The sequence below is a fragment of the Bacillus pretiosus genome, from assembly GCF_052947655.1.
Window position 1 is genome coordinate 4,682,248 of sequence record NZ_CM129593.1, and the last position, 25,253, is coordinate 4,707,500.

The 25,253-nt window shown below is 39.3% G+C and carries 16 protein-coding genes, 22 tRNA genes and 2 rRNA genes (1 of these 40 running past the window's edge); 7 read left to right on the plus strand and 33 right to left on the minus strand.

The genetic code is table 11. The annotated features are described in order from the left end of the window. Nucleotides 1-91: 91 nt before the first annotated feature. A complete protein-coding gene (locus ACU8YW_RS24220; protein WP_060486613.1) occupies nucleotides 92-1,045 on the plus strand; it encodes a 1,4-dihydroxy-2-naphthoate polyprenyltransferase in 954 nt (317 codons plus the stop codon). Between the two features lie 148 nt (nucleotides 1,046-1,193). Continuing rightward, on the plus strand, nucleotides 1,194-1,925 hold the full coding sequence (locus tag ACU8YW_RS24225) for a yteA family sporulation protein (protein WP_048541151.1): 732 nt from the start codon (nucleotides 1,194-1,196) through the stop codon (nucleotides 1,923-1,925). A gap of 43 nt (nucleotides 1,926-1,968) precedes the next feature. Here the strand turns inward: ACU8YW_RS24225 and cspD are convergent, their stop codons facing one another. Further along, nucleotides 1,969-2,169, minus strand: a complete 201-nt coding sequence (gene cspD / locus ACU8YW_RS24230) for a cold-shock protein CspD (protein WP_001193052.1) — start codon at nucleotides 2,167-2,169, stop codon at nucleotides 1,969-1,971. Nucleotides 2,170-2,490: 321 nt separating this feature from the next. Here cspD and ACU8YW_RS24235 point away from each other — a divergent pair, with 321 nt between their 5' ends. From ACU8YW_RS24235 to ACU8YW_RS24245, 3 genes are all read left to right on the plus strand, one after another. After that, a complete protein-coding gene (locus tag ACU8YW_RS24235; RefSeq protein WP_001147830.1) occupies nucleotides 2,491-3,273 on the plus strand; it encodes a TIGR00266 family protein in 783 nt (260 codons plus the stop codon). 173 nt (nucleotides 3,274-3,446) lie between these two features. Next, a complete protein-coding gene (locus ACU8YW_RS24240) occupies nucleotides 3,447-4,169 on the plus strand; it encodes a lipase family protein (RefSeq protein ID WP_001260119.1) in 723 nt (240 codons plus the stop codon). 76 nt (nucleotides 4,170-4,245) lie between these two features. After that, nucleotides 4,246-4,380, plus strand: coding sequence for a hypothetical protein (locus ACU8YW_RS24245; RefSeq protein ID WP_002015803.1), 135 nt, complete (start codon nucleotides 4,246-4,248; stop codon nucleotides 4,378-4,380). 120 nt (nucleotides 4,381-4,500) lie between these two features. Here the strand turns inward: ACU8YW_RS24245 and glgP are convergent, their stop codons facing one another. The 5 genes from glgP to glgB all read right to left on the minus strand — a co-directional run bounded on the left by glgP (nucleotide 4,501) and on the right by glgB (nucleotide 12,540). Then, nucleotides 4,501-6,909, minus strand: coding sequence for a glycogen phosphorylase (gene glgP / locus ACU8YW_RS24250; protein WP_087984936.1), 2,409 nt, complete (start codon nucleotides 6,907-6,909; stop codon nucleotides 4,501-4,503). Between the two features lie 18 nt (nucleotides 6,910-6,927). Beyond that, nucleotides 6,928-8,358, minus strand: a complete 1,431-nt coding sequence (glgA, locus tag ACU8YW_RS24255; protein ID WP_002203738.1) for a glycogen synthase GlgA — start codon at nucleotides 8,356-8,358, stop codon at nucleotides 6,928-6,930. 113 nt (nucleotides 8,359-8,471) lie between these two features. Further along, the gene (gene glgD, locus ACU8YW_RS24260) at nucleotides 8,472-9,506 is read right to left on the minus strand and encodes a glucose-1-phosphate adenylyltransferase subunit GlgD (RefSeq protein ID WP_426934137.1); all 1,035 of its coding nucleotides are present in this window, start codon (nucleotides 9,504-9,506) and stop codon (nucleotides 8,472-8,474) included. Between the two features lie 18 nt (nucleotides 9,507-9,524). Beyond that, nucleotides 9,525-10,655 carry a glucose-1-phosphate adenylyltransferase gene (glgC, locus tag ACU8YW_RS24265; protein ID WP_000057613.1) on the minus strand — a complete coding sequence of 377 codons (1,131 nt, stop codon included), beginning with the start codon at nucleotides 10,653-10,655 and terminating at the stop codon, nucleotides 9,525-9,527. Continuing rightward, a complete protein-coding gene (gene glgB, locus ACU8YW_RS24270; RefSeq protein ID WP_060486611.1) occupies nucleotides 10,603-12,540 on the minus strand; it encodes a 1,4-alpha-glucan branching protein GlgB in 1,938 nt (645 codons plus the stop codon). Before glgB ends, glgC begins: the two co-directional genes overlap by 53 nt. Before the next feature lie 471 nt (nucleotides 12,541-13,011). Here glgB and ACU8YW_RS24275 point away from each other — a divergent pair, with 471 nt between their 5' ends. Continuing rightward, nucleotides 13,012-13,617, plus strand: a complete 606-nt coding sequence (locus ACU8YW_RS24275) for a TasA family protein (RefSeq protein ID WP_426934138.1) — start codon at nucleotides 13,012-13,014, stop codon at nucleotides 13,615-13,617. Between the two features lie 32 nt (nucleotides 13,618-13,649). Continuing rightward, nucleotides 13,650-17,873, plus strand: a complete 4,224-nt coding sequence (locus tag ACU8YW_RS24280; protein ID WP_426934139.1) for a S8 family serine peptidase — start codon at nucleotides 13,650-13,652, stop codon at nucleotides 17,871-17,873. Nucleotides 17,874-18,046: 173 nt separating this feature from the next. On the opposite strand, the gene ACU8YW_RS24285 is transcribed toward ACU8YW_RS24280, so the two are convergent. The 27 genes from ACU8YW_RS24285 to ACU8YW_RS24415 form a co-directional block, all read right to left on the minus strand. Then, complete coding sequence (locus tag ACU8YW_RS24285) at nucleotides 18,047-18,991, minus strand: L-lactate dehydrogenase (protein WP_048541166.1); 945 nt, start codon at nucleotides 18,989-18,991, stop codon at nucleotides 18,047-18,049. A gap of 537 nt (nucleotides 18,992-19,528) precedes the next feature. Continuing rightward, nucleotides 19,529-20,557, minus strand: a complete 1,029-nt coding sequence (locus ACU8YW_RS24290) for a DUF4179 domain-containing protein (RefSeq protein WP_088064690.1) — start codon at nucleotides 20,555-20,557, stop codon at nucleotides 19,529-19,531. After that, nucleotides 20,550-21,017, minus strand: a complete 468-nt coding sequence (locus tag ACU8YW_RS24295) for a sigma-70 family RNA polymerase sigma factor (protein ID WP_426934140.1) — start codon at nucleotides 21,015-21,017, stop codon at nucleotides 20,550-20,552. Before ACU8YW_RS24295 ends, ACU8YW_RS24290 begins: the two co-directional genes overlap by 8 nt. 274 nt (nucleotides 21,018-21,291) lie before the next feature. Continuing rightward, nucleotides 21,292-21,363, minus strand: a tRNA-Glu gene (locus ACU8YW_RS24300). Nucleotides 21,364-21,368: 5 nt separating this feature from the next. Continuing rightward, nucleotides 21,369-21,459, minus strand: a tRNA-Ser gene (locus tag ACU8YW_RS24305). 6 nt (nucleotides 21,460-21,465) lie between these two features. Continuing rightward, nucleotides 21,466-21,540, minus strand: a tRNA-Asn gene (locus ACU8YW_RS24310). A gap of 7 nt (nucleotides 21,541-21,547) precedes the next feature. After that, nucleotides 21,548-21,624 (minus strand) — tRNA-Ile (locus tag ACU8YW_RS24315). Between the two features lie 10 nt (nucleotides 21,625-21,634). Further along, nucleotides 21,635-21,705 (minus strand) — tRNA-Gly (locus tag ACU8YW_RS24320). 13 nt (nucleotides 21,706-21,718) lie between these two features. Continuing rightward, nucleotides 21,719-21,794, minus strand: a tRNA-Lys gene (locus tag ACU8YW_RS24325). A gap of 10 nt (nucleotides 21,795-21,804) precedes the next feature. Next, nucleotides 21,805-21,880: transfer RNA gene (locus tag ACU8YW_RS24330), tRNA-Thr, on the minus strand. Nucleotides 21,881-21,894: 14 nt separating this feature from the next. After that, nucleotides 21,895-21,970: transfer RNA gene (locus ACU8YW_RS24335), tRNA-Phe, on the minus strand. A gap of 14 nt (nucleotides 21,971-21,984) precedes the next feature. After that, a tRNA-Asp gene (locus ACU8YW_RS24340) sits at nucleotides 21,985-22,060 on the minus strand. A 3-nt stretch (nucleotides 22,061-22,063) separates the two neighbouring features. Beyond that, nucleotides 22,064-22,140, minus strand: a tRNA-Met gene (locus ACU8YW_RS24345). A 27-nt stretch (nucleotides 22,141-22,167) separates the two neighbouring features. After that, nucleotides 22,168-22,260, minus strand: a tRNA-Ser gene (locus tag ACU8YW_RS24350). Nucleotides 22,261-22,277: 17 nt separating this feature from the next. After that, a tRNA-Ile gene (locus tag ACU8YW_RS24355) sits at nucleotides 22,278-22,354 on the minus strand. A 4-nt stretch (nucleotides 22,355-22,358) separates the two neighbouring features. Next, nucleotides 22,359-22,435 (minus strand) — tRNA-Met (locus ACU8YW_RS24360). Nucleotides 22,436-22,455: 20 nt separating this feature from the next. Continuing rightward, nucleotides 22,456-22,528: transfer RNA gene (locus ACU8YW_RS24365), tRNA-Ala, on the minus strand. Between the two features lie 14 nt (nucleotides 22,529-22,542). Next, nucleotides 22,543-22,616, minus strand: a tRNA-Pro gene (locus ACU8YW_RS24370). 10 nt (nucleotides 22,617-22,626) lie between these two features. Further along, a tRNA-Arg gene (locus ACU8YW_RS24375) sits at nucleotides 22,627-22,700 on the minus strand. A gap of 3 nt (nucleotides 22,701-22,703) precedes the next feature. Then, a tRNA-Leu gene (locus tag ACU8YW_RS24380) sits at nucleotides 22,704-22,792 on the minus strand. 16 nt (nucleotides 22,793-22,808) lie between these two features. Then, nucleotides 22,809-22,883, minus strand: a tRNA-Gly gene (locus tag ACU8YW_RS24385). Nucleotides 22,884-22,912: 29 nt separating this feature from the next. After that, nucleotides 22,913-22,993, minus strand: a tRNA-Leu gene (locus ACU8YW_RS24390). A 23-nt stretch (nucleotides 22,994-23,016) separates the two neighbouring features. Then, nucleotides 23,017-23,092: transfer RNA gene (locus ACU8YW_RS24395), tRNA-His, on the minus strand. A 10-nt stretch (nucleotides 23,093-23,102) separates the two neighbouring features. Beyond that, nucleotides 23,103-23,178, minus strand: a tRNA-Thr gene (locus ACU8YW_RS24400). Nucleotides 23,179-23,182: 4 nt separating this feature from the next. After that, nucleotides 23,183-23,258: transfer RNA gene (locus ACU8YW_RS24405), tRNA-Val, on the minus strand. A gap of 4 nt (nucleotides 23,259-23,262) precedes the next feature. Beyond that, nucleotides 23,263-23,378: ribosomal RNA gene (gene rrf, locus ACU8YW_RS24410) — 5S ribosomal RNA — on the minus strand. A gap of 101 nt (nucleotides 23,379-23,479) precedes the next feature. Next, nucleotides 23,480-25,253, minus strand: a 23S ribosomal RNA gene (locus ACU8YW_RS24415); it runs 1,148 nt beyond the window's last position.

Genomic DNA, 25,253 nt, shown 5'->3' on the forward strand with positions numbered 1-25,253 from the left:
ACCTTCTCTTCCTAGAAAATAAACGTTGACACTAAATGATGCTTTTTCTACACTTAGTTGTGTACAATATGTGACCAAAGGAGGATTCAACATGGAAATGAACGTCGAAACGAATTCCTCTCCTACGGCGCCAAAGCCAAGTAAGCAAACCGGCTGGCGCATTTGGTGGAGTTTACTACGTCCCCATACATTAACAGCAGCTTTCGTTCCTGTTTTCATCGGAACAGCCTATGCGATGCAGGTCGGAGGTATAAATCAAATACATCTCCCTCTTTTCCTTATGATGCTTCTCGCTTGTCTTCTCATTCAAGCAGCAACAAACATGTTTAATGAATACTTTGATTATAAAAGAGGACTCGATCACGAAGGGTCAGTTGGTATCGGCGGCGCTATCGTTCGCGATGGCATTCAGCCAAAAACGGTGCTTAACTTAGCATTTGGATTTTTCGGGATCGCAATACTATTAGGTGTTTATATTTGTATGAATTCTAGCTGGTGGCTTGCTGCAATCGGTCTTGTTTGTATGGCCGTTGCTTACCTTTATACAGGTGGCCCACTTCCAATTGCATATACACCATTTGGAGAGTTAACAGCCGGATTATTTATGGGTGTCATTATTATTGGAATTTCATTCTTTATTCAAACTGGAACTGTAACATCAGAAGTCGTTTTACTATCTATTCCAAGCTCCATTTTAATTGGTGCCATTTTACTAGCTAATAACATTCGTGACTTAGATGGCGATAAAGAAAACGGTCGTAAAACGTTAGCAATTCTCGTTGGACGCGAAAGAGCCGTTGGTGTACTCGCTTCTATGTTCATCGTTTCTTATATTTGGACAATCGCTCTAATTATCGTTAACATCGTATCACCATGGATGCTTATCGTATTTTTAAGTGCACCGAAAGCATTGAAAGCGACGAAAGGCTTTATCGGCAAAAGTATTCCAATGGAAATGGTACCTGCGATGATTGCAACAGCAAAAACAAATACAATCTTCGGTCTCCTCATGGGAATCGGATTATTGCTTGGATATTTCCTATAAAGTGAAACTTTAATCAACTGCCCGTTAATGCGGGATAAAAAGGAGCTGCTGACGTGGCTCCTTTTTCATATACCAATTTCAGCTCATAATTCCTACTCTCAACGCTCATACTATGTAAAGAAACTGAATTGTAGGAAGGTGGACGACTATGTTAACTCCACAACAAATAAATCAATTTAAATCTATTTTAGAAAAACAACAGCAAGAAGTTGAACAAACAATACAAACTCATGAGAATACAGATCGTGCTTCTGAACGCGATTCTGTTGGAGAATTATCTAGCTATGACAATCATCCAGGTGATATGGCTACAGAATTGTACGAACGTGAGAAAGATTTCGGGCTCATCGAATTTTGGCATAAGCAGCTAGAAGATACAAAACATGCCCTGCAAAAAATTGAAGAAGGTACGTATGGAATTTGCGAAGTATCTGGCGAAGAAATTCCGTTTGAAAGATTAGAGGCAATGCCAACCGCTACAACGTGTATTCAGCACACTACAAATAAATTAAATATGAACACGCGACCAGTTGAAGAAGAGGTGTTGGCTCCTTCTTTTCACAAGCACGACGAAGATCATTCTGTAGAATACGATGCTGAAGATGCATGGCAAGATGTCGCAAATTATGGGACATCAGAAACACCGTCCGATTTAGAAAGACAGGATTCCAAAAACTATAATGGCATGTACGTAAATAGTGAAGAAAATGTTGGGTATGTAGAGGATTTCGAAAATTTTATAGGAACAGACATGTATGGCAAAAATCCTCAAGTTTTCGCCACAGAAGAACATGAAGAGTATGAACAAATGCTTGATGACTTTGAAGAGCGTACTTTCAAAGGCGAGTTATCTTCAAATGAATCTAGCTCCAAAGAATAAAAAAAGCATTCCGAAATTCGGAATGCTTTTTTTCGCTAGCTAATTAGTTTTTTGTAACGTTAGCTGCTTGTGGTCCGCGGTTTCCTTCAACGATTTCGAAAGAAACTTCTTGACCTTCTTCTAAAGTTTTGAAGCCGTCGCCTTGGATAGCTGAGAAATGTACGAATACGTCTTCTCCGCCTTCAACTTCGATGAAGCCAAAACCTTTTTCGCCGTTAAACCATTTAACTTTACCTGTTTGCATGTCATGTACCTCCTAAATAAAAATGAAACTATGAATCCACATGAAAAGGTGGATATAAAGGACATGAATGTATAACAAGCTTACAGCCTTTAATACAACGTGCTTTATTTCCGTACCACATTATGTAGCTCAATAGTATTTTCACTATATCATGCTATGTCAAAAACGTCAAATGAGAACACTTTCAACCCATCGTTTTTTATAATCCTAGTATAACCTTAAATTTTCATTCTATTTTTATTCAAAAATTAACAAATCTACAGTATTCTAATTCCTTTGATTTCTGTACAATATAATTACTACATATGATGAGGTGAAAAAATGCAAGCACATGAAATCGAGTATAAATTATATGGCGATGATATGCAGTTTGTTGAAATTGAATTAGATCCAGAAGAAAGCGTTATCGCAGAGGCTGGCGCAATGATGATGATGGAAGATCATATCGAAATGGAAACCATTTTCGGTGATGGTTCTGGCCCATCTAGTGGTCTATTCGGTAAATTAATGGGCGCTGGTAAGCGTCTTGTTACAGGTGAAAGTATGTTTATGACTGTCTTTACAAATACAGGTCATGGCAAGCGCCACGTATCATTCGCCGCTCCTTATCCAGGAAAAATCATCCCTGTTGATTTAACACAATATCAAGGGAAAGTCGTTTGTCAAAAAGACGCGTTTCTTTGTGCAGCAAAGGGCGTTTCTATCGGAATTGAGTTTACGAAAAAAATTGGAACTGGTTTCTTCGGTGGTGAAGGTTTCATCATGCAGAAACTTGAAGGTGATGGACTCGCTTTCATGCATGCAGGAGGGACTGTATATAAGCGTGAATTAAAACCTGGCGAAAGACTTCGCATCGATACAGGTTGTCTCGTTGCCATGACAAAAGACGTTAACTACGATATCGAGTTCGTTGGAAAAGTAAAAACAGCTCTATTTGGCGGCGAAGGTTTATTCTTCGCAACGTTAGAAGGTCCTGGAACGGTTTGGATTCAGTCCTTAACACTTAGCCGTTTAGCAGCACGCCTTACAAGCCCAGCAGCTCAAAACAGCGGTGAAGGCAGCGTCTTAGGCGGACTTGGACGTTTATTAGATGGAAAAGAGTAAACAGTGCCCTTATAGGGTGCTGTTTTATTTTGGCATGATTCGTCCATAAGTCGCTATAATTTCATCCACTAATTTATATACGCGATACAAACTATTTGCCCCCTCCAAAAGAATGAATCAAGTCCCTCACTGCATATATTGAACTATACCTTTTCTTAAGGAGGGCTTCCTTAATGCGTACTCCTTTATCCTTCGATAAAGATACCGCCATATTGTTAGCTTCTTGTTGTGAGTTAACGTATGAACAATATAAACAAAATGGGATTTTCGAAATACCGGATGGTTTTCAATATGTACAAGGCTTTCAAGGAAAAACCATTCAAACGACAGAATGGTTCGGATTCATACTAGAATCTGAGGATACGATTATTGTAGCTTTTCGCGGAACACAAACAGATACAGACTGGATTATCGATTCACTCGTTAACCAAAAACCATACCCATATGCTTTAAACAGCGGAAATGTCCATAACGGCTTTCTTTCCATTTATGAATCTTGCCGAGATTCTATTATGGATATGCTCGTATCACTACCAGCCCATAAAAAACTCCTTGCAACAGGTCATAGCTTAGGCGGCGCGCTCGCCACACTACATATACTCGATGCGCGTATCAACACCGCCTTCGCACAGTACGGTCTTTATACATTTGCCTCTCCCAAAGTGGGCGATATTGCATTTCGTAATTATTATAAACTACAAGTAGCTAGTAGCTTTCGCTTCGTTAATCTATTTGATGTCGTTCCTCTTCTCCCTCCGCGCAATGTCCATTTTAATGACCAAGACTGGGAATATGCACACGTTCATCACAACATGACATTTACAAAAAACACAAAATCTATTACAAATAATCATGCCATGACAACATACAAAACATGTCTGACCTCTCATTTTTAACCAGGTAATGATTGGAAACTCTATATCCTTATACTATAATAATATATGAAGTTATTTTTGGATGAGGGGACCTTACATGCTAAAATTTATCTTTGCACTTTTTCTCATTGTAATTTTTACGTTTACGGGTTTCTTTACATTTTCATACTTTGCGACTGGAGAATATGGTGGAACAGGTATCATGTATACTGCCATCCCATTTCTTTCTTAAGCAAAAAAGGAAAAACGAGCTTAATGAGATTAAGCTCGTTTTTTAGCAATTATATTCCTCTTTTAAAAGTGAATACACTTTGTCTCCATGAATAAAAGTCCCTTCAAAAGGGACTTTCACTTAATACTGTGTAACGGCATTACCAATACTCCAAATCTCATTACTATACTGTAAAATCGTTCGATCACTCGCAAAATGACCAGACTGTGCAATATTTAAAATCGACATTTCTAGCCACTTCGTTCGGTTTTCATACGCTCTACCGACAGCTTCTTGTCTTTCCGCATATGGACCAAAATCTCGCAGAACGAAGTATTCATCATTTTGAATTACGAGAGAATCATAAATCGCTTCAAATTCAGCTCCCGAATGTGCAAAGAAACCATTCGTTAACTGATCTACTACTTTTTTAATATGCATATTGTGGTGATAATAATCACTTGCACGATATCCACCATTTTGATAGTAATGAAGAACCTCTTCCGCTGTTAAGCCAAAAATGAAACAGTTATCATCACCGACCCGGTCTTTTATTTCAACATTAGCTCCGTCTAACGTTCCGAGTGTAATCGCACCATTCATCATAAATTTCATATTCCCTGTTCCTGATGCTTCTTTACTCGCAGTTGAAATTTGCTCACTCACATCCGCAGCTGGGAATATATCTTCCGCTAAAGACACTCGATAGTTTTCTAGAAAGATAACTTTCATATATTGGCTTACGTACGGATCATTATTCACTTTCCTTGCGAGTTCATTGATTAATTTAATAATTTTTTTCGCATAGTAATAGCCAGGTGATGCTTTCGCTCCAAAGATAAAAGTACGCGGATAAAATGTAAAACTAGCATCCTCTTTCAAACGGTTATACAAATATAAAATATGAAGAACGTTTAATAGTTGTCGTTTGTAAGCATGTAGTCTTTTTACTTGCACATCAAAAATAGAATTAGGATCAATTGTAATCCCCATTTTATTATGAATACGCTCCGCTAAAATCTCTTTACGCTCTTGTTTTACCTCTGCAAATTTCTCTTGAAAACTCGCATCATATTGAACTAATTGTAGCTCTTGAAGCTTAATCGGTTCTTTCTTCCACTCTGTTCCAATCGCCTCCGAAATAAGGTTTGTCAGCTGCGGATTCGCCTTCATTAACCAACGTCTATGAGCGATTCCATTCGTTTTATTATTAAACTTATCTGGATAAAACTCATAAAACAATCGCATTTCACGTTGCTTTAAAATTTCCGTATGAATTTTTGCTACACCATTTACGCTATGGCTACCGACAATTGCTAAATGAGCCATTTTCACAAGATCATGCGCAATAATCGCCATCTCTTCAATACGATGCCATTCATATGGATAACGTTCCCAAAGTTCATGACAGAAACGTTCATTAATCTCTTCAATAATCATATAAATTCTCGGTAATAACGGTTTAAAAATGTGAATTGGCCACTTCTCAAGCGCTTCTGATAACGTCGTATGATTCGTATAAGAAATCGTTTGTGTCGTTATGTGCCAAGCTTCTTCCCATGCTAGTTTTTCTTCATCTAATAAAATACGCATTAGTTCTGGAATCGCCAAAACTGGATGTGTATCATTAATATGAATCGCAATTTTCTCATGTAATTGACGAAGGTCACCATATCTTTCTCTATGCATACGAACGATATTTTGCAAACTTGCTGATACGAGGAAATACTGTTGCTTCAAACGAAGTATTTTCCCCTCATCATGCGTATCATCTGGATATAAAAACTCCGATACCGCCTCTGTTTCACGCTTATATTTCAAAATATCTTTGCAATTTTGCGGGAAAGGAACTGGTTCAGCATTCCAAAGTCTGAGTGTATTTACAGTACTCGTCTCATAACCTACTACTGGAACGTCATATGGTACTGCCATAATCACTTCTGCATTCGTATGCCTGAACTCTAAACGCCCGTCAATGTATAGCGGTTCAACATTGCCGAAATAACTTACCTCTACAGCTTGATCATGCCTTCTTACTTCCCATACGTTTTCATGAAGAAGCCACTGTTCTGGAAATTCAACTTGATAACCATCAACAATTTTTTGATCAAATAAGCCGTGCTTGTAACGAATTCCACAGCCATGACCTGGTAAGTTTAAAGATGCAAGTGAATCAAGGAAACAGGCTGCTAATCGTCCAAGTCCACCATTTCCAAGACCTGCATCTGCTTCCACCTCTTCTAACTGTTGCAAAGAAATCCCAAGCTCAGAAAGTCCTTGCTCACATACATCCCTGATGCCTAAATTTAATATGTTACTTCCAAGCAAACGCCCAAGTAAAAACTCAATGGATAAGTAATACATTTGCTTTTGCTCTCCAGACCGATAACTTTCGTTCGTTGCAATCCATTGACTATTCATATACTCACGTACCATGTACCCAAGCGTATTGTATTGATCACGAGTTGTAGAGTCTTTAAAACTTTTACCATACATCGTCTCTAACTTTTCTAGAAAAGCTGATTTGAAACTTTCAACATGAGTAAACATTTCTTCACCACCTACATGTTATTCCATGAGACTTTTATACAATTTCTTATAGGCAAGAGCTGATTTCTCCCAGCTATAATCTTCAGTCATCGCTTGTTTTACAAGCTGCTCCCATACCGGTTTATCATGATAAAATTCAATCGCACGAAGAACCGTGTGCAACATGTCATGCGCATTAAAGTTCGTGAAACTGAAACCATTTCCTTCTCCAGTTTCTTCGTCATAAGATTGTACAGTATCATTTAATCCGCCTGTCTCTCTTACAATCGGAATTGTACCGTACGCTAATGCGATAAGTTGTCCAAGTCCACACGGTTCAAATAGTGATGGCATTAAGAATAAATCACTTCCCGCATACACTTGGTGGGCTAGTTCTTCATTAAATCCGATATACACTTTTACCTTCTCAGGATACTCGTATGCCATCCACTCAAAGAATTGTTCATATTCAGAATCACCTGATCCTAAAATAATACATTGCACATCTTCCTCCATTATTTCGCGGAATACAGTACGTACTAAATCAAGACCTTTTTGCTTCGTTAATCTCGTTACCATCGAAATAATTGGTGTATCTTCTTTTTCTGGCAAACCAAAATAACGCTGCAAGGCGCGTTTATTTTCATTCTTTTCCTCTAATGACTCTGCATCATACTGAGCAGTAATATACGAATCTGTTTCTGGATTATATACGCTCGTATCAATTCCATTTACGATGCCGCTAAGCTTACCATTATTTTTTCGTAACAACCCATCTAACTTCTCACCGAAAAACTCATATTGAATTTCCTCTTTGTATGTCGGGCTAACCGCTGTAATTTGATCAGAAGCAATAATTCCGCCCTTCATAAAGTTCACATTTCCATAAAACTCTAGCTGCTCACTATGAAAATATTCATCACCAAGTTCTAACAAGTCGTACATCACTTCAGGAGGAAATACACCTTGGAACTGCAAATTATGAATCGTATACACCGTTTTAATATGCTCATATAATGGATTATCTTGATACTTTTCACGCAGTAAGAAATTCACCATAGCTGTATGCCAATCATGGCTATGAAGAACATCCACTTCGAAATCAAGATGCGGAATACACTCTAAAACTGCTTTCGAAAAATAAGAAAAACGCTCTCCGTCATCATAATGACCATATAAAGAATCTCTCTTAAAATAATATTCATTATCTATTAAGTAATACGTAATCCCGTCTTGCTCACCTTTTAAAATTCCGCAATATTGATTTCTCCACCCAAGCGGGACGTTAATTACTTTATGTAACGTACATCCATCCCTTAATTTTTGCGGAATAAGACTATAATTTGGAAGTATAATGCGAACGTCTACGCCTAATTTTTTTAGCTCTTTTGGGAGCGCACCTGCTACATCAGCTAATCCTCCCGATTTAACAAATGGTACACATTCTGATACTGCAAATAAAATATTCACTTGTTGTCCCACTGCACGAAAAGCTTATACGACTTCCCTTGCAGCTTCCTCCCTTCGAGTTTTCATTTGAATGAATGCTTTAATCAGTGGAGGAAAAACCCCCACTGATTCTTTTAAGAATAACTATTAATCGTACTGTTTTGAATGCTTCCTTTTTCTACAACATATGGCTCATCGGCGTTTCCTTTTAGTACAACACCGTCACCAATTTTCACGTCTTTATCAATAATAACACCGTCTATTATACAATTATCTCCAATTTTGCTCTTTTGCATAATAATGCTATTACGAACAATTGAGCCTTTTCCAATTTTAACAGAACGGGAGATAACACTATTTTCTACTTCTCCTTCAATAATACTGCCGTTTGCAATCATTGTATTTTTCACGGCTGCACCCTTCAGGTAACGAGTTGGTGGTTCATCTTTTACTTTCGTAAAGATCGGTGCTTCTTTCTTAAATAATTGCTTCCAAATAGCAGGTTGCAAAATTTCTAAGCTATGTTTATAGTAACTTTCAATTGAATCAATAATAGCTACATATCCTGTATGCTCATAAGTAGCAATATACAGTGATTTTCCGCGCTTTTCTCTCACTACATCAAATAAACTGTATTGCTCCACATCTTTATATGTCTCAAATAAATCTAACAATAATTGTTTCTTTAACACGTATGTTTGAAGCGAAACCCCTTCATGGCAAACTTCAGTAATATCAGCTGCCGTATGTATATGTCGCTCTAACACCGCTTGAAAATTTAATGCTGTTACGAGATGGCTATTCGTAATAACAACGTATTCTTCTCTAGCTCTTAAAAAATAATCAATATGTCTTCTAAAATGTGCAAAAGACCCAAATTCATCTTGGTCACATTGGCAATTTGGCGGGAATAAAAACAGTCCGTCTCTTTTTCTATCTAAATCCCACTGTTTTCCTGAACCAACATGGTCCATTAGTGAACGGTTTTTATGACTTGTAAAAACCGCTACACTATGAATATTAGAATTCACCATATTTGAAAGCATGAAATCAATGAGTCGATAACGGCCCCCAAATGGTAACGCCGCTAATGAACGATGCCCTGTTACTTTCTTTAAGGAAGGAAAACTTCCCGTTGCATTAATAATTCCTAACATTTTTTCTCCCATTCATTTCATCCCCCTTTTCTATTTCCCTTCAGCAATGAGTACTACATCGTCGACATTTTTTTCTGGACGAATAATTGTTCCATCTTCAATAACCATTTCCGATCCAACAATCGCTCTTTCAATCACAACATTTTTACCAATCTTCGCTCCTGGCATAACGACGGAATCAATAACCATACTACCTTCTTCCACCGTCACCCCTTGGAATAATACAGAATGCTTCACGTCCCCTTCAATGACACATCCCTCGTTAATAAGTGATTCTTCTACTTTTGCCTTTTCTGCAATATATTGAGGTGGCTCATTTGGATTTACAGAATAAATACGCCAATTACGATCGTTTAAATTCAGCGATGTTTCATCGCGAAGTAAATCCATATTCGCTTCCCATAAGCTTTTCACCGTTCCAACATCTTTCCAATATCCTTCAAACGGATACGCCATCAGCTTTTTCCCTTCATCTAATAAAAGCGGAAGTACATCTTTTCCGAAATCATTACTAGATTCAGGATTTCTTGCATCCATCTCTAAATACTCTTTCAAAATTGCCCAGTTAAAAATATAAATTCCCATTGATGCAAGATTACTTCTTGGAAATTGCGGTTTCTCTTCAAATTCAACAATCTCCATCTCTTCGTTCGTATTCATAATACCGAAACGACTCGCTTCATCCCACGGCACTTCAATAACAGAAATCGAAACGTCCGCTTCTTTCTCAATATGGTAATCTAGCATTTTACTGTAATCCATTTTATAAATATGATCGCCTGATAAAATCAGAACATACTCTGGTTCATACTGACTTAAATAGTTTAAGTTTTGATAAATGGCACTTGCTGTACCTGTGTACCACTTCACACCTGAAGACTCCGCATAAGGAGGTAACACTGTGACTCCACCGCTTACTCGGTCTAAATCCCAAGCATTGCCGATTCCGATATAATTATGAAGTTCGAGTGGTTGATATTGCGTCAAAATCCCAACCGTTTCAATACCAGAATTCGCACAGTTACTTAGCGTAAAGTCAATAATGCGATATTTACCACCAAATGGAACAGCTGGCTTGGCTAAATTTTTTGTTAATGCACTTAATCGACTACCTTTTCCCCCTGCTAGTAACATTGCTACGCACTTTTGCTTTTGAGCCATCTTGTTTTTTGCTCCCCTTTCTCGTCTTCACTGGTCGTAATATGGATACGCCGAATGGTGGAATTGTAATTTCTACATGTGCCGCTTGATTATGATACGGTTCTTGAATCGTCTTGAGACGTTTCTTATTCACTTGCCCCGATCCGCCATATTGCTCAGCGTCACTGTTTAAAATCTCGTTATAATACTCGAAATCTGGCAAACCTACTTTATAGTTTTCATATGTAGCTTTCGTAAAATTACATACGACAACTAACGCATCTTCTTGTTTATCCCCTTGGCGGATAAACGAGAAAATACTTTGCTCATGATTATTAGCATCTATCCACTGAAATCCTTCAGGTGAATGATCAAGCTGCCAAAGTGGTTTGGAGCGCTTATACAATGCTATGAGCTCTTTAAAGTAATCATGCATATAACGATGCATTTCAAAATCATGTAAATTCCAATCTAAATCTTCAAGGTCTTTCCACTCATCAAACTGCCCGAATTCTCCACCCATAAAGAGCAATTTCTTACCTGGATGAGTAAAGAAATATCCATATAATAAACGAAGTTGAGCAAACTTATCCCAGTAATCTCCTGGCATTTTATTTAATAACGACTTTTTCCCATGAACGACTTCATCATGAGAAAGCGGTAATATGAAATTTTCAGAGTAAGCATATATTAAAGAGAACGTCATTTTCTCATGAATATACTTCCTGTACTCAGGCGCACACTCCATATATTTCAGCACATCATTCATCCAGCCCATATTCCATTTGTAATTGAACCCAAGCCCACCTTCATACGTTGGAGCTGTTACAAGTGGCCAAGCTGTTGAATCTTCTGCTGTCATAAGAAAATCTTCATCTTCTGCAAACACCGCTTCATTTAACTCTCGTAAAAATGAAACAGCGTGCTCATTACTTTGCTCTTGTCCTTCTTTATTCCAGTACAGCATATTCGCAACTGCATCCACCCTGAAACCGTCAATGTGGAAATACTTCATCCAAAATAACGCATTTGAAATTAAAAAATTACGTACTTCCCTCTTCCCTAAATCAAAATTAACAGTTCCCCATACTAGGTTTTCTTGTACATCTATATCTTTATATTCATAAGTCGGTGTCCCATCAAACAAATATAAACCGTGAGCATCTTTACAAAAATGCCCCGGCACCCAATCTAAAATGACACCGATTCCATATTTATGACATTCATCGACAAAATACATCAAATCATGTGGCGTGCCGAATCTACTTGTCGCTGCATAATATCCCGTCCCTTGATATCCCCAAGAACGATCATATGGATGCTCAACAAGCGGCATAATTTCAATATGTGTAAATTGATGTTCCACCACATACGGAATGAGCTCCTCGGCCATTTCTCTATAAGAATACAGAGCGCCATCTTCTTTCTTTTTCCAAGAACCGAAATGTAATTCATAAACTGTCATCGCTTCTTTATAAATCGATTTTTTCTTTCTCTTACGAATCCAGTTTTTATCATTCCATTCATATCCCTCTATATCAAAAACTACAGATGCCGTATTTGGTCTTACTTCTGCATATACTGCGTAAGGATCTGCTTTTAAAATAACGTCACCATCCATCGTTTCAATCGCATACTTATATATCTCATTCTCTTCAATATGCGGTACAAACAAGGACCAAATCCCCTCTTCTGTCACTTGTAGCATCTTATGTTGCTCATAATCCCATTCATTAAAATCTCCAACAACACTCATTGCTTTCGCATGAGGAGCCCATACTGTGAATCGTACACCTCGCATCCCATCTTCCGTCACAATATGTGCCCCAAAGATGTTATAACTGTCATAGTACTTTTCTGTATGAAACTCATCTCGTTTCACTTCTTCACAATTTATTACATCCAATATGTTCACCTCACTAAGATGACAGAAATTTTTTACTCTTTATCATTTCTGCGAAAAACTGAAATATCCTTGTTATTTTTTAAAAAATATTCGTTTTTTTCTTTAATTTCGCTTAAAATATTCAAATTTACTGTGTAAAATATCGAATTTTGACGAATATCCATTGCAAACGCTTCATTTCCTACTAGTCTTTCATCCTATTATTTATTTCTCAACCTTTATTTCATTAGATTGATTCTATTTTACTTGCTATTTATCACTTAAAATCACAACAAAATAATCTGTCATAAAAAAATGTTTCTCAACATTTTTTGTCACAATTTTATTGAAATGGAAAATTCATAAGCATATACTTGTTCTCAATAAAGAACTACGAACTCTCGCAAATATAATTCATACTGAAACACTATGTTTACTCTGTCCATGCTCCAGGAAAAAGTTTGATAAAAAATTAAATTAGGAGGCTTTCTTATGTCATTAAAACAAAAGGTTGGAATGGGAGTTGTCACAGCTTCACTTGGCTTATCCCTTACATTCGGCGGTGTATTCGCCTATTTCAGTGATTCTGAAACATCTAGTAACTCATTTCAAGCTGGTACACTAGATCTTTCTATTAACCCAAGTGTAATTGTTAATGTGAAAGATTTAAAACCAGGTGATTTGATTGAAAGAAACTTCAAGCTTGAAAATAAAGGAACATTAGATATTGCAAAAGTAGCACTTGAAGCATCCTATAAGGTTACAGATGCAAAGAAAAATAATGATAGTGAAGATTTAGGCGATCACATCACCGTCAAATTTTTAGTGAATGATGGAAAGCCATCTAATCCAAACGATGATCATGAAATTTTGTGGGAAACAAAACTATCAGAATTAAAAACTATGAAACCGGAGGATGTAGCTACTTCTCTAGAACGTTATAACTTAATAGACGGTATTAAGTCTGGTGAAACAGACTATTTACACGTTCTCTTCTCCTTTGAAGATAACGACCAAGATCAAAATAAATTCCAGGGTGATTCCCTGCAGCTAAACTGGACATTCCATGCAGAGCAAACACCAGGCGTGGAGAAATAATTTTTAAAATATAAATTATCGGAGGCCTATATATGAAAAAGAAAAATCGTTTTGTTACCGGAATTGTGACGGCTGGCGTTCTATTTTCAACTGCCCTTCCGTTCAATGTACTTGCTGAAAACCCTATTAACCAAATTGACTCTTCAAACGCCCAGTCTTTACTATCAAAACTTTCTAAAGAACAGCGCCAAGCATTACAAACGTTAGATGCCAATCCTGGTTTTACTATTTCGCCAGATATTAATACGAGTAGTTCTGAACCAGTAAATATCATTGTAGAATTTCAAACTGCTCCAGTAAAGATTAATGAATTAAAACAAAAAGAAAAAGGATTACAAGCTGCTCCTGAAAATATAAAGGCACGTATTGATCAAGAACATGAGGAATTCCAAAAAGGATTAAAACGCCTTTATCAATTCAGCCCATCAGTAAAATCAGGGAATTTCCAGTCTGTACAAATTAAACGTTCTTATAAGCACGCTATAAATGGTGTTGCGCTAACGTTACCTGCAAATACAGTTGAAGAATTGTTACGCATTGGCGTTGTAAAACGTATTTGGAAAGATTACGAAGTGAAATTAAATTTACCAAAACAAGCAGAGCAGAAAGCACCTCAAAAACTAACAGATAGCATTCCCCAAATTGGGGTAGATAAGTTACATAGCGAGGGCATTACCGGAAAAGGAATTAAAGTTGGTGTACTAGATACAGGTATTGATTACAATCACCCTGACTTAAAAGACGTGTATAAAGGCTATCGCGCAAAATCGGGTGAGGATTCTAGTAAGGTAGACCCAAACTCCGTAAAAGGTTGGGACTTTATTAATAACGATGCAGATCCGATGGAAACAACTTATACAGAGTGGCAACAATCTGGCGCTCCTGAATTTGATGATCGTGGTTCTTCCTTCTATACTGCGCATGGTACTCACGTAGCAGGTATCGTTTCTGCTCAAAAGAAAAATAAATCAGATTCCGCAGTAAAAGGTGTTGCACCTGACATTGAACTGTATAACTATCGTGTACTAGGTCCTTACGGAAGCGGCGATAGTTCTGGTATTATTGCTGCAATCGATAAATCTATTTCTGACGGTATGAACGTCATTAACTTATCGTTAGGTGACGATAGCAACAATCCGCTTGATCCAACGTCTATCGCTGTCAATAACGCAATGCTTTCGGGCGTTGTTACAGTCGTTGCTGCCGGGAACTCTGGCCCAAATCCAGCGACACTTGGGTCACCAGGCGCTTCTCCATTTGCTATTACAGTTGGAGCAAGTGATAGCTCTATTTCCTTACCGAAACTATCCGGTCATGCTGGGCAATTACAATTCCCTAACCTAATTTTATTCGGCAAAAACTTCACTGATAAAATAGAGGATTTCAAAGGACAATCTCTCCCTATTGAATCTGTAGGAATCGGTACTCCTGACGAGTTTAGTAAAAAAGATGTAAAAGGAAAAATCGCTCTCGTTGCACGTGGTACAATCTCGTTTGATGAAAAAATCGCAAATGCGAAACAAGCTGGTGCAAAAGCAGTTATTATTTATAACAATGTGGATGGAGAAATTCCTTACTATATTGGCGAAAGTACAAAATACATTCCAGCATTCCGCCTAACGAAAGAAGATGGCGAAAAACTAAAAGCTCAAATTGAACAAGGCAAAACATCCTTAACTTTCGATGAAATAAATTATATTCAAACAGAAGGCGATCATCTTGCAGACTTTAGCTCACGCGGCCCTGTTACATCAAATGATGATATTAAACCTGATATTACAGCGCCTGGTGTTGCGGTACTTTCAACAGTACCTGAATATATTAACGACCCGCAAGAAGGTGAAAACTACGATGTTTCCTATGAACGTATGCAAGGAACATCCATGGCATCTCCTCATATCGCTGGCGTTGCTGCTCTTATTTTGCAAGAACACCCAGAATACTCTCCATTCGATGTAAAGGCATCTCTTATGAACACAGCTGATGATTTAAAAGAAAAGTATTCCGTATATGAAGTTGGAGCTGGACGAGTAGATGCTTATAACTCTGTTCACACGGAAACAAGTTTTAAAGTGTTAGATACGACAAAAACAATTGTCAATGATGAAGTGATTGAAGTACCAGACGAAACTGGATCCATTGCATTCGGTAAATACTATCAAAAAGACGGGGAATCCATTGAACAAAAACGAAAAATTAAAATTGAAAACCGCAATAAACAAGAGAAGAAAGAATTTAAAACAGAAATTTCTTATACACCAGCTTCTTCTGCCATTAATGACGCTACCGCAAACGGTGTAAAAATTTCTACTTCTGAAACAATTACGATTGATGCTGGTAAATCAGATGAAATTGAAGCAAAAATTAATATTCCTGCTGGTGCAAAGCAAGGCCGATATGAAGGATATATTCATATTACAAATACGAAAAATAAAGAAGAAACGTATCAAATTCCGTTCTCTATTCGTGTGTCAGAGCCTGGTATTGAAAATGCACTATTATCAAGAAAAACAATCTCAACTGATACATCTACATTCAATCCATACCGCGAATCATATGTTCACGGGGCGTTCCAATTAAATAGCGAACTTGAAACGTTAGATCTTATCGTGAAAGATTCCAAAACAAATAAAGCACTTGGCTTCATCGGAACATTAAACACGAGTGGATTAAAAACAGATGTGTATTACTATTTAGATTCATTCTTTAACGGCAGAGTGTATCCTTTTACAAATGATCCTGCAAAACCAATTGGTGATGAAAAAATCGACTTACCAGAAGGAGATTACACAATTGAATTTGTTGGCTACGATAAAGCCGGGAAAGCACGTGTGAAAGGTGATTATGTCGTAATTGATAATACACCGCCAGAAGTGAAATTAACTGGATTACAGCCTGGTATTTATGAATTAAATGAAGAAAACTATACAGTAGAAGACGGTAAAAAAGCACTATGGGTTAAAGGAAATGTATATGATTCTAACGTTGACTACTTAAGAGGAAAAGGATTAAACATTACGCAAGAAGCGAACGGCGTTATGTACTATGACTATTCTCCCTACTTGCACAAGTTTTTACCTATTACTGAAAATGGTGACTTTAAAGTTGGTATTACACCTGATTCCTTTAAAACTGAAGGTCCAATGAACACAGGCGTATATATTTTCGATTATGCAACTGCAGGTCCTGACTATCCAAGCGGTGTAAATAACTATTGGTTTATTCCGCAAGGTGCTCAATATGCAAAAGCTAGTTATGATAAAAAAGAATTATATAAAGATGATGAATTCACTGTGACACTAAACGCCAAACATGTGAAACAATTTGTATCTGGAGAATTTAACGTAAAATTCCTAGAGAAGAACTTCAAATTTGCAAATGCGAAATTGAATCCTACTTTTGAAAAACTCCTTTCTGAAAAAGGGGTAACCGCAAAAGTAAATGAGCCGAAACTAGAAGAAGGTTCTGTTACAGTAGGCGGAGCTATCGATGATAAAAACTTCGCCGGATTAGATGGTGACTTCCCGTTCATTGATGTAACTTTCAAGGTAGAAAATGATGAGTTTTATGAAGCAAATGCTCAATTAGATTTACCGGTGTTCGTTTACTGGAAACAAGGTGAATCAGAGCCAAGCAGAATGCGTGTGCTTCAAGATCAAACATTCTCAGTTATGTCTTTAAACTCAAAAGTAGAAGGAAATATTAAACCTGGTGCATTCTTAAATGAACGTGGATATTTAGATGAGAAATTTGATTATACAAAGCTTGGTGTAAAAGTATATGCAACAGATTCTTACCGTCATAAGTTTGAAGGCTCACTTGATAAATACGGTTACTTCAAATTGAATGGACTTCCTGTTAATAAACGTGATTATAACTTATACGTGGAGGTTCCAGGACATTTAACAAGCCGACTAACTACAAAACTAGGTACTGAAAAAGATGGTAAACTACTTGGTCAATATTATTATGCACGACCTGACGAAAACCTTGCTGGCGATGTAAATGCTGATAAAGTAATTGATATGAAAGATGCTGAAATTATCGCTAGCAACTATGGTAAAAAAGGACTATCTGTGAAAGACGGCGACCTTAACAAAGATGGCATTGTCGACGAAAAAGATATTCGTTTCGTTGAAAAGAACTTCTTGAAAAAAGGACCAGATGCATCTAAATCACAAATACCTGTTGAAAAATCAAAAAGCGGTACACTGGCAGATATTTTAAAGAAATTAGGATTAACACCTAAAAAATAATAATAAAGAGCACTCTATATAAAGTAGAGTGCTCTTTTCTATAAACGACCCTTATCCAGCAAAAGGGGTATATTGGGGATATACAAGGGAAACCGGAAAAGGAATTTATATTAAATTATATAAAAACTCAGAGGTAGGAAGCAGTTTCCCGCCTCTGAATTATTTAGCAATTATTATAGTACTGGTGCCATTGTTTCTTTTAATACTTTTACAGAATGAGCGAATTTCGCTTTTTCTTCTTCATTTAGCTCAAGTTCTACGATTTCACGTACACCTTCGCGGTTAATAACAGCTGGAACACCTACGAAAGCATCTTTCTCACCATATTGTCCTTCAAGGTATGCAGATACAGTTAATACGCTGTTCTCGTTGCTTAAGATTGCTTTAGTTACACGAAGTAGTGACATACCGATTCCGTAGTAAGTTGCACCTTTACGCTCGATGATATGGTAAGCTGCATCGCGTACATTTTCGAAGATTTTATCTAAGTCTTCTTGTTTGTACTGCTCGTTGTTAGCTAAGATTGTTTCTAACTTTTGTACACCTACAGTAGCGTGGCTCCATACTGGAAGTTCAGTGTCACCGTGCTCACCAACGATGTAAGCATGAACGTTACGTGGATCTACATCTAAGTAGTCACCTAACATGTAACGGAAACGAGCAGAGTCTAAAGTAGTACCAGAACCGATTACGCGCTCTTTTGGTAAACCAGATTCTTTCCAAGTTACGTAAGTTAAAATATCAACTGGGTTAGTTGCGATTAAGAAGATTCCATCGAACCCGCTATCCATAATGCCGCGAACGATTTGTTTAAAGATCTTTGTATTTTTCTCAACTAAGTCTAAACGAGTTTCACCTGGCTTTTGTGGTAATCCAGCAGTGATAACAACTAGATCTGCATCTTTACAATCTGCATAGCTACCGCTCCAAACTTTTGTTGGTGATGGAGAGAATGGTACCGCATGGCTTAAGTCCATTGCTTCCCCTTCTGCTTTTGCTTCATTAACATCTACTAATACGAATTCTTCAGCTACACCTTGGTTGATCATTGAGTAAGCGTAACTACAACCTACAGCTCCTGTTCCTACTAATACTACACGATTGATACCTTTTTTCATGGTAATTTCCCCTCTCTATTGTTCACATATATTTTTTTATGATTGTTTAAGTAATTAATTAAAATACTAATTTAATGTTGTTTAACTTCTTTACATTCATATTGTAGCACGTATTATTGTGAAAAAGTTCACAAATTATGACCTATTTGTGAACTTTTTCACATAGAGTGTAAAGTTGATGGAATAGGTGTGGAATCCATCTCAATGGAGACGTTTTCTTTAGATTGTGAAAGGGATTTTCTTATGTTTTTGTCGGTAAGTGAAATTATATCAGCGATTTTTTAAATATATGGACCGTAACTCCAAATATATCAGCGATTTTTGCAATATATCGACTTACCGACAAAAACCGACAATGATAACAGCATAACAAACGCCATCCTTTCTGTATATTTCTACAAAAAGAATAGCGTCTTTTGATTATATGGATACAAATTTATCTTAGCTGGACAGCGATGTTTTTTCCATACACGTCAAATTAACATACCGTCACTTATTAACAGTCAATAAACATGTGAACCTAGCAAAGCTCTTTAATTATTGTAGCAACACAGTCGTTTTTAAATCTTCAGCACCTCCATTTTTTAATGTATCATTTAGATCACTAAGATACGTAGGTTCAATTGTTAAGGATTTTGGAGGATTATCCATTGGTGGAAGAGCTAAAACAATATGGTGTCCGTATAGTCCCGTGCTACCAACTTGCAAGCTGACTCCTTCGTAGATTTTTCCTTTATCATCAGTTACGGTATAATCAAGTGCTGGCCAGCTATCATTAGCTTCCATTTCTTTTGGATAATCAAAGGTCAAATCAATCCTCGTTGAAAGTGAAGAAAAGGTTACTTGATTTACTGTTAATGCATATAAATTATCTTTCGTTGATGTTTTTATATTAGGAGTGAATTTATGAATCTCACCTTCAACTTTTGTAAGAGGAAATGCTACGTTCCATATTCCTGTTTGTTCAAATAAATCTTTCCCATGGACGGAAACATCAATTTTATCACCAAATTCACCGTAATTAGCCAGAGTAAATTCATGCTGCTCAATAATGGTGTTTTGTCCTTTTGACTTCTGTGAAGTAGAACCAATTGCAGCTCTGACTTCTTTCCCATTAATGGTTATATAACTAAATCCAGCTTTCTCTTCATTACTTTTGGAAATAGGATTCTCTCCTTTGTATTCCACCGTGACCACTAAACGTCCACCATCGTAAACAGCTTCTTTCACATTCATCGTTAAACCACTATGACTATCTCGTCTCTCAATTGATGTGGCAAGCTCATCCTTTTCAATTTTATCAGAAGCAATATCATTAAATTGTGCATAAATGGAGCCTATAACTGGAACACCCGATAATGTCTTTGCCATGGTAGGAGAAATGAATCCAAAACCTAAGAGAGAAACACATATTCCACAAGCAATAAGACTAGAATACTTAATTGTTTTTTTTCTACGGTACTGATTTTTCTTAGCTTGAAGCATGGCTGTTTTTTCTCTTTGAATTAACCGATCTTCTGGTATAGGAATATCATTGATATGGTGATTAATTTCTTCTTTATTCATAACTATATCCCTCCTTTAAAATGGGGCGTAAGGCTTGCTTTGCTCGATGTAATTGAGATTTTACCGTTCCTTCTGGAGAATTAAGAACCTCAGCAATTTCCTTAATAGATAAATCGTGATAATACCTTAATAAAATAATGGTTTTGTAAGTAGGATCTAAGAAATTAAATGCCTCGGTTAAATCCAGCGATTGCTCTAATTTATTCATGCTCTCTTCTGTACATAAATTAGATAACATTTCATCATTCACAACAAATTGTCTAGAGGACTTTCTTACAAAATCAATGGATTTAAAAACAAGAATTTTAGTAATCCAACTTTGAAATTTCTCCGGCTTTTTTAATTTTCTCAATGAAAGATATGCTTCATAAATTGTTTCTTGGTATATATCCAGTGCATCTTGTTCATTTCTTACATAAGAATAGGCTGTTCGATATAGCTTTGGGCGAACAAAAGTAATAAGTTGTTCAAATGCTTGATCATTTCCTCTTGTTGCTTAGTTTACTAGATAGGCTATGTCCATTTTTATTTCTTCCTCCCTTTACTAATATAGTCGAATGAGAGAATAAAAAGGTTGCAAAAATAAATGCATATATATAAATCTCCTACAACTTATTGCAATAATTACTATCAAGCATTAAAGACACAAAAAACCCATAAAAAAAAGCAGACTATCCAAAGTCCGCTTTTACACAACAAAAAAGAGATAGCAGATTATGCTATCTCTTTTAGTATGACCCGTACGGGATTCGAACCCGTGTTACCGCCGTGAAAGGGCGGTGTCTTAACCACTTGACCAACGGGCCAATTCTGGCAGAGAAGAAGGGATTCGAACCCTCGCACCGCGTTCGCGATCTACTCCCTTAGCAGGGGAGCCCCTTGAGCCACTTGGGTACTTCTCTATAATATGGCTCCGCAGGTAGGACTCGAACCTACGACCGATCGGTTAACAGCCGATAGCTCTACCACTGAGCTACTGCGGAATAATTATGGTGGGCCTAAATGGACTCGAACCATCGACCTCACGCTTATCAGGCGTGCGCTCTAACCAGCTGAGCTATAGGCCCATAATTGAAAAGCGGGTGAAGAGAATCGAACTCTCGACCAGAGCTTGGAAGGCTCTTGTTTTACCACTAAACTACACCCGCATTAAATTGTAAATGGTGAGCCATGAAGGATTCGAACCTTCGACCCTCTGATTAAAAGTCAGATGCTCTACCAACTGAGCTAATGGCTCATTTTGAAAGTGGTGCCGACTAGAGGACTTGAACCCCCAACCTACTGATTACAAGTCAGTTGCTCTACCAGTTGAGCTAAGTCGGCTTGCGACTTCAAAATGGTGGCTCGGGACGGAATCGAACCGCCGACACGAGGATTTTCAGTCCTCTGCTCTACCGACTGAGCTACCGAGCCTTTATGTAAAAAAATGGCGGTCCCGACCGGGGTCGAACCGGCGATCTCCTGCGTGACAGGCAGGCATGTTAACCACTACACCACGGGACCATTTGGTTGCGGGGACAGGATTTGAACCTGCGACCTTCGGGTTATGAGCCCGACGAGCTACCGTGCTGCTCCACCCCGCGATGATAAAATATTTAATTTAGAAAAAATGGAGGAGGTAGAGGGATTCGAACCCCCGCGCGACTCTCGCCGCCTGTCGGTTTTCAAGACCGATCCCTTCAGCCGAACTTGGGTATACCTCCGAGATATAAAGCTTTAGTGGTGGACCTTGTAGGACTCGAACCTACGACCGGACGGTTATGAGCCGTCTGCTCTAACCAGCTGAGCTAAAGGTCCTTTATGGTAGCGGCGGAGGGGATCGAACCCCCGACCTCACGGGTATGAACCGTACGCTCTAGCCAGCTGAGCTACACCGCCATAAAATATATTAAAATAAGTGGAGCCTAGCGGGATCGAACCGCTGACCTCCTGCGTGCAAGGCAGGCGCTCTCCCAGCTGAGCTAAGGCCCCGTGTTTTTGGAAAATCGGGAAGACAGGATTTGAACCTGCGACCCCCTGGTCCCAAACCAGGTGCTCTACCAAGCTGAGCCACTTCCCGTTAATAAAAGCGCGCCCGAGAGGAGTCGAACCCCTAACCTCTTGATCCGTAGTCAAACGCTCTATCCAATTGAGCTACGGGCGCATATGGTGCCGAGGGCGGGGGTCGAACCCGCACGGTGGTCACCCACCGCAGGATTTTAAGTCCTGTGCGTCTGCCTGTTCCGCCACCCCGGCATGTCATATTGAAAATTGGAGCGGAAGACGGGATTCGAACCCGCGACCCCAACCTTGGCAAGGTTGTATTCTACCACTGAACTACTTCCGCAAGACATGTATGAGTTATTTTATTAAAAGTGCGGGTGAAGGGAGTCGAACCCCCACGCCAAAGGCGCTAGATCCTAAGTCTAGTGCGTCTGCCAATTCCGCCACACCCGCATATTAATTATTCAAAGAAAAAATGGGGCGACTGATGGGAATCGAACCCACGAATGCCGGAGCCACAATCCGGTGCGTTAACCACTTCGCCACAACCGCCATGATTTTCTGGTGCCGACTAGAGGACTTGAACCCCCAACCTACTGATTACAAGTCAGTTGCTCTACCAATTGAGCTAAGTCGGCTAAATGGTGGAGGATGACGGGATCGAACCGCCGACCCCCTGCTTGTAAGGCAGGTGCTCTCCCAGCTGAGCTAATCCTCCATTTGCCTGGCAACGTCCTACTCTCACAGGGACAAGGTCCCAACTACCATCGGCGCTAGAGAGCTTAACTTCCGTGTTCGGTATGGGAACGGGTGTGACCTCTCTGCCATCATTACCAGACTATATTCATTTAAGACAAGAATCATTGTAACTTATTTAACTTTTAAAGTCAACAAGTTTTTTATATTCTTTCAAAACTAGATAACATTGCTTCATATTATATGGTTAAGTCCTCGATCTATTAGTATTCGTCAGCTCCACATGTCACCATGCTTCCACCTCGAACCTATCAACCTGATCATCTTTCAGGGATCTTACTAGCTTACGCTATGGGAAATCTCATCTTGAGGGGGGCTTCATGCTTAGATGCTTTCAGCACTTATCCCTTCCGCACATAGCTACCCAGCTATGCCCTTGGCAGAACAACTGGTACACCAGCGGTGCGTCCATCCCGGTCCTCTCGTACTAAGGACAGCTCCTCTCAAATTTCCTACGCCCACGACGGATAGGGACCGAACTGTCTCACGACGTTCTGAACCCAGCTCGCGTACCGCTTTAATGGGCGAACAGCCCAACCCTTGGGACCGACTACAGCCCCAGGATGCGATGAGCCGACATCGAGGTGCCAAACCTCCCCGTCGATGTGGACTCTTGGGGGAGATAAGCCTGTTATCCCCGGGGTAGCTTTTATCCGTTGAGCGATGGCCCTTCCATGCGGAACCACCGGATCACTAAGCCCGACTTTCGTCCCTGCTCGACTTGTAGGTCTCGCAGTCAAGCTCCCTTATGCCTTTGCACTCTACGAATGATTTCCAACCATTCTGAGGGAACCTTTGGGCGCCTCCGTTACACTTTAGGAGGCGACCGCCCCAGTCAAACTGCCCACCTGACACTGTCTCCCGGGTCGATAAGACCCGTAGGTTAGAATTTCAATACAGTCAGGGCGGTATCCCACCAGCGCCTCCACCGAAGCTAGCGCTCCGGTTTCAATGGCTCCCGCCTATCCTGTACAAACTGTACCAAAATTCAATATCAGGCTACAGTAAAGCTCCACGGGGTCTTTCCGTCCTGTCGCGGGTAACCTGCATCTTCACAGGTACTATAATTTCACCGAGTCTCTGGTTGAGACAGTGCCCAAATCGTTACACCTTTCGTGCGGGTCGGAACTTACCCGACAAGGAATTTCGCTACCTTAGGACCGTTATAGTTACGGCCGCCGTTTACTGGGGCTTCAGTTCAGAGCTTCGCTTACGCTAACCCCTCTCCTTAACCTTCCAGCACCGGGCAGGTGTCAGCCCCTATACTTCGCCTTACGGCTTCGCAGAGACCTGTGTTTTTGCTAAACAGTCGCTTGGGCCTATTCACTGCGGCTTTCCGTTAAGAAAGCACCCCTTCTCCCGAAGTTACGGGGTCATTTTGCCGAGTTCCTTAACCAGAGTTCTCTCGCACACCTTAGGATTCTCTCCTCGCCTACCTGTGTCGGTTTGCGGTACAGGCACCTTTTATCTCGCTAGAAGCTTTTCTTGGCAGCGGGGAATCAAAGACTTCGCTCCATAAGGAGCTTCCCCATCACAGCTCAGCCTTCACGATAAGCGGATTTGCCTACTTATCAGCCTAACTGCTTGGACGTGCACAACCAATCGCACGCTTCTTCTATCCTTCTGCGTCCCTCCATTGCTCAAACGATAAAGAGGTGGTACAGGAATATCAACCTGTTGTCCATCGCCTACGCCTGTCGGCCTCGGCTTAGGTCCTGACTAACCCTGAGCGGACGAGCCTTCCTCAGGAAACCTTAGGCATTCGGTGGACGGGATTCTCACCCGTCTTTCGCTACTCATACCGGCATTCTCACTTCTAAGCGCTCCACCAGTCCTTCCGGTCTGACTTCACTGCACTTAGAACGCTCCCCTACCACTGATACCATTGGTATCAATTCGCAGCTTCGGTGGTGTATTTAGCCCCGGTACATTTTCGGCGCAGAGTCACTCGACTAGT

Coding starts and splice junctions, on each gene's coding strand:
- ACU8YW_RS24220 (WP_060486613.1), top strand. CDS start 92: ATGGAAATGAACGTCGAAACGAATTCCTCTCCTACGGCGCCAAAGCCA.
- ACU8YW_RS24225 (WP_048541151.1), top strand. CDS start 1,194: ATGTTAACTCCACAACAAATAAATCAATTTAAATCTATTTTAGAAAAA.
- cspD (WP_001193052.1), bottom strand. CDS start 2,169: ATGCAAACAGGTAAAGTTAAATGGTTTAACGGCGAAAAAGGTTTTGGC.
- ACU8YW_RS24235 (WP_001147830.1), top strand. CDS start 2,491: ATGCAAGCACATGAAATCGAGTATAAATTATATGGCGATGATATGCAG.
- ACU8YW_RS24240 (WP_001260119.1), top strand. CDS start 3,447: ATGCGTACTCCTTTATCCTTCGATAAAGATACCGCCATATTGTTAGCT.
- ACU8YW_RS24245 (WP_002015803.1), top strand. CDS start 4,246: ATGCTAAAATTTATCTTTGCACTTTTTCTCATTGTAATTTTTACGTTT.
- glgP (WP_087984936.1), bottom strand. CDS start 6,909: ATGTTTACTCATGTTGAAAGTTTCAAATCAGCTTTTCTAGAAAAGTTA.
- glgD (WP_426934137.1), bottom strand. CDS start 9,506: ATGGGAGAAAAAATGTTAGGAATTATTAATGCAACGGGAAGTTTTCCT.
- glgC (WP_000057613.1), bottom strand. CDS start 10,655: ATGGCTCAAAAGCAAAAGTGCGTAGCAATGTTACTAGCAGGGGGAAAA.
- ACU8YW_RS24275 (WP_426934138.1), top strand. CDS start 13,012: ATGTCATTAAAACAAAAGGTTGGAATGGGAGTTGTCACAGCTTCACTT.
- ACU8YW_RS24280 (WP_426934139.1), top strand. CDS start 13,650: ATGAAAAAGAAAAATCGTTTTGTTACCGGAATTGTGACGGCTGGCGTT.
- ACU8YW_RS24285 (WP_048541166.1), bottom strand. CDS start 18,991: ATGAAAAAAGGTATCAATCGTGTAGTATTAGTAGGAACAGGAGCTGTA.
- ACU8YW_RS24290 (WP_088064690.1), bottom strand. CDS start 20,557: ATGAATAAAGAAGAAATTAATCACCATATCAATGATATTCCTATACCA.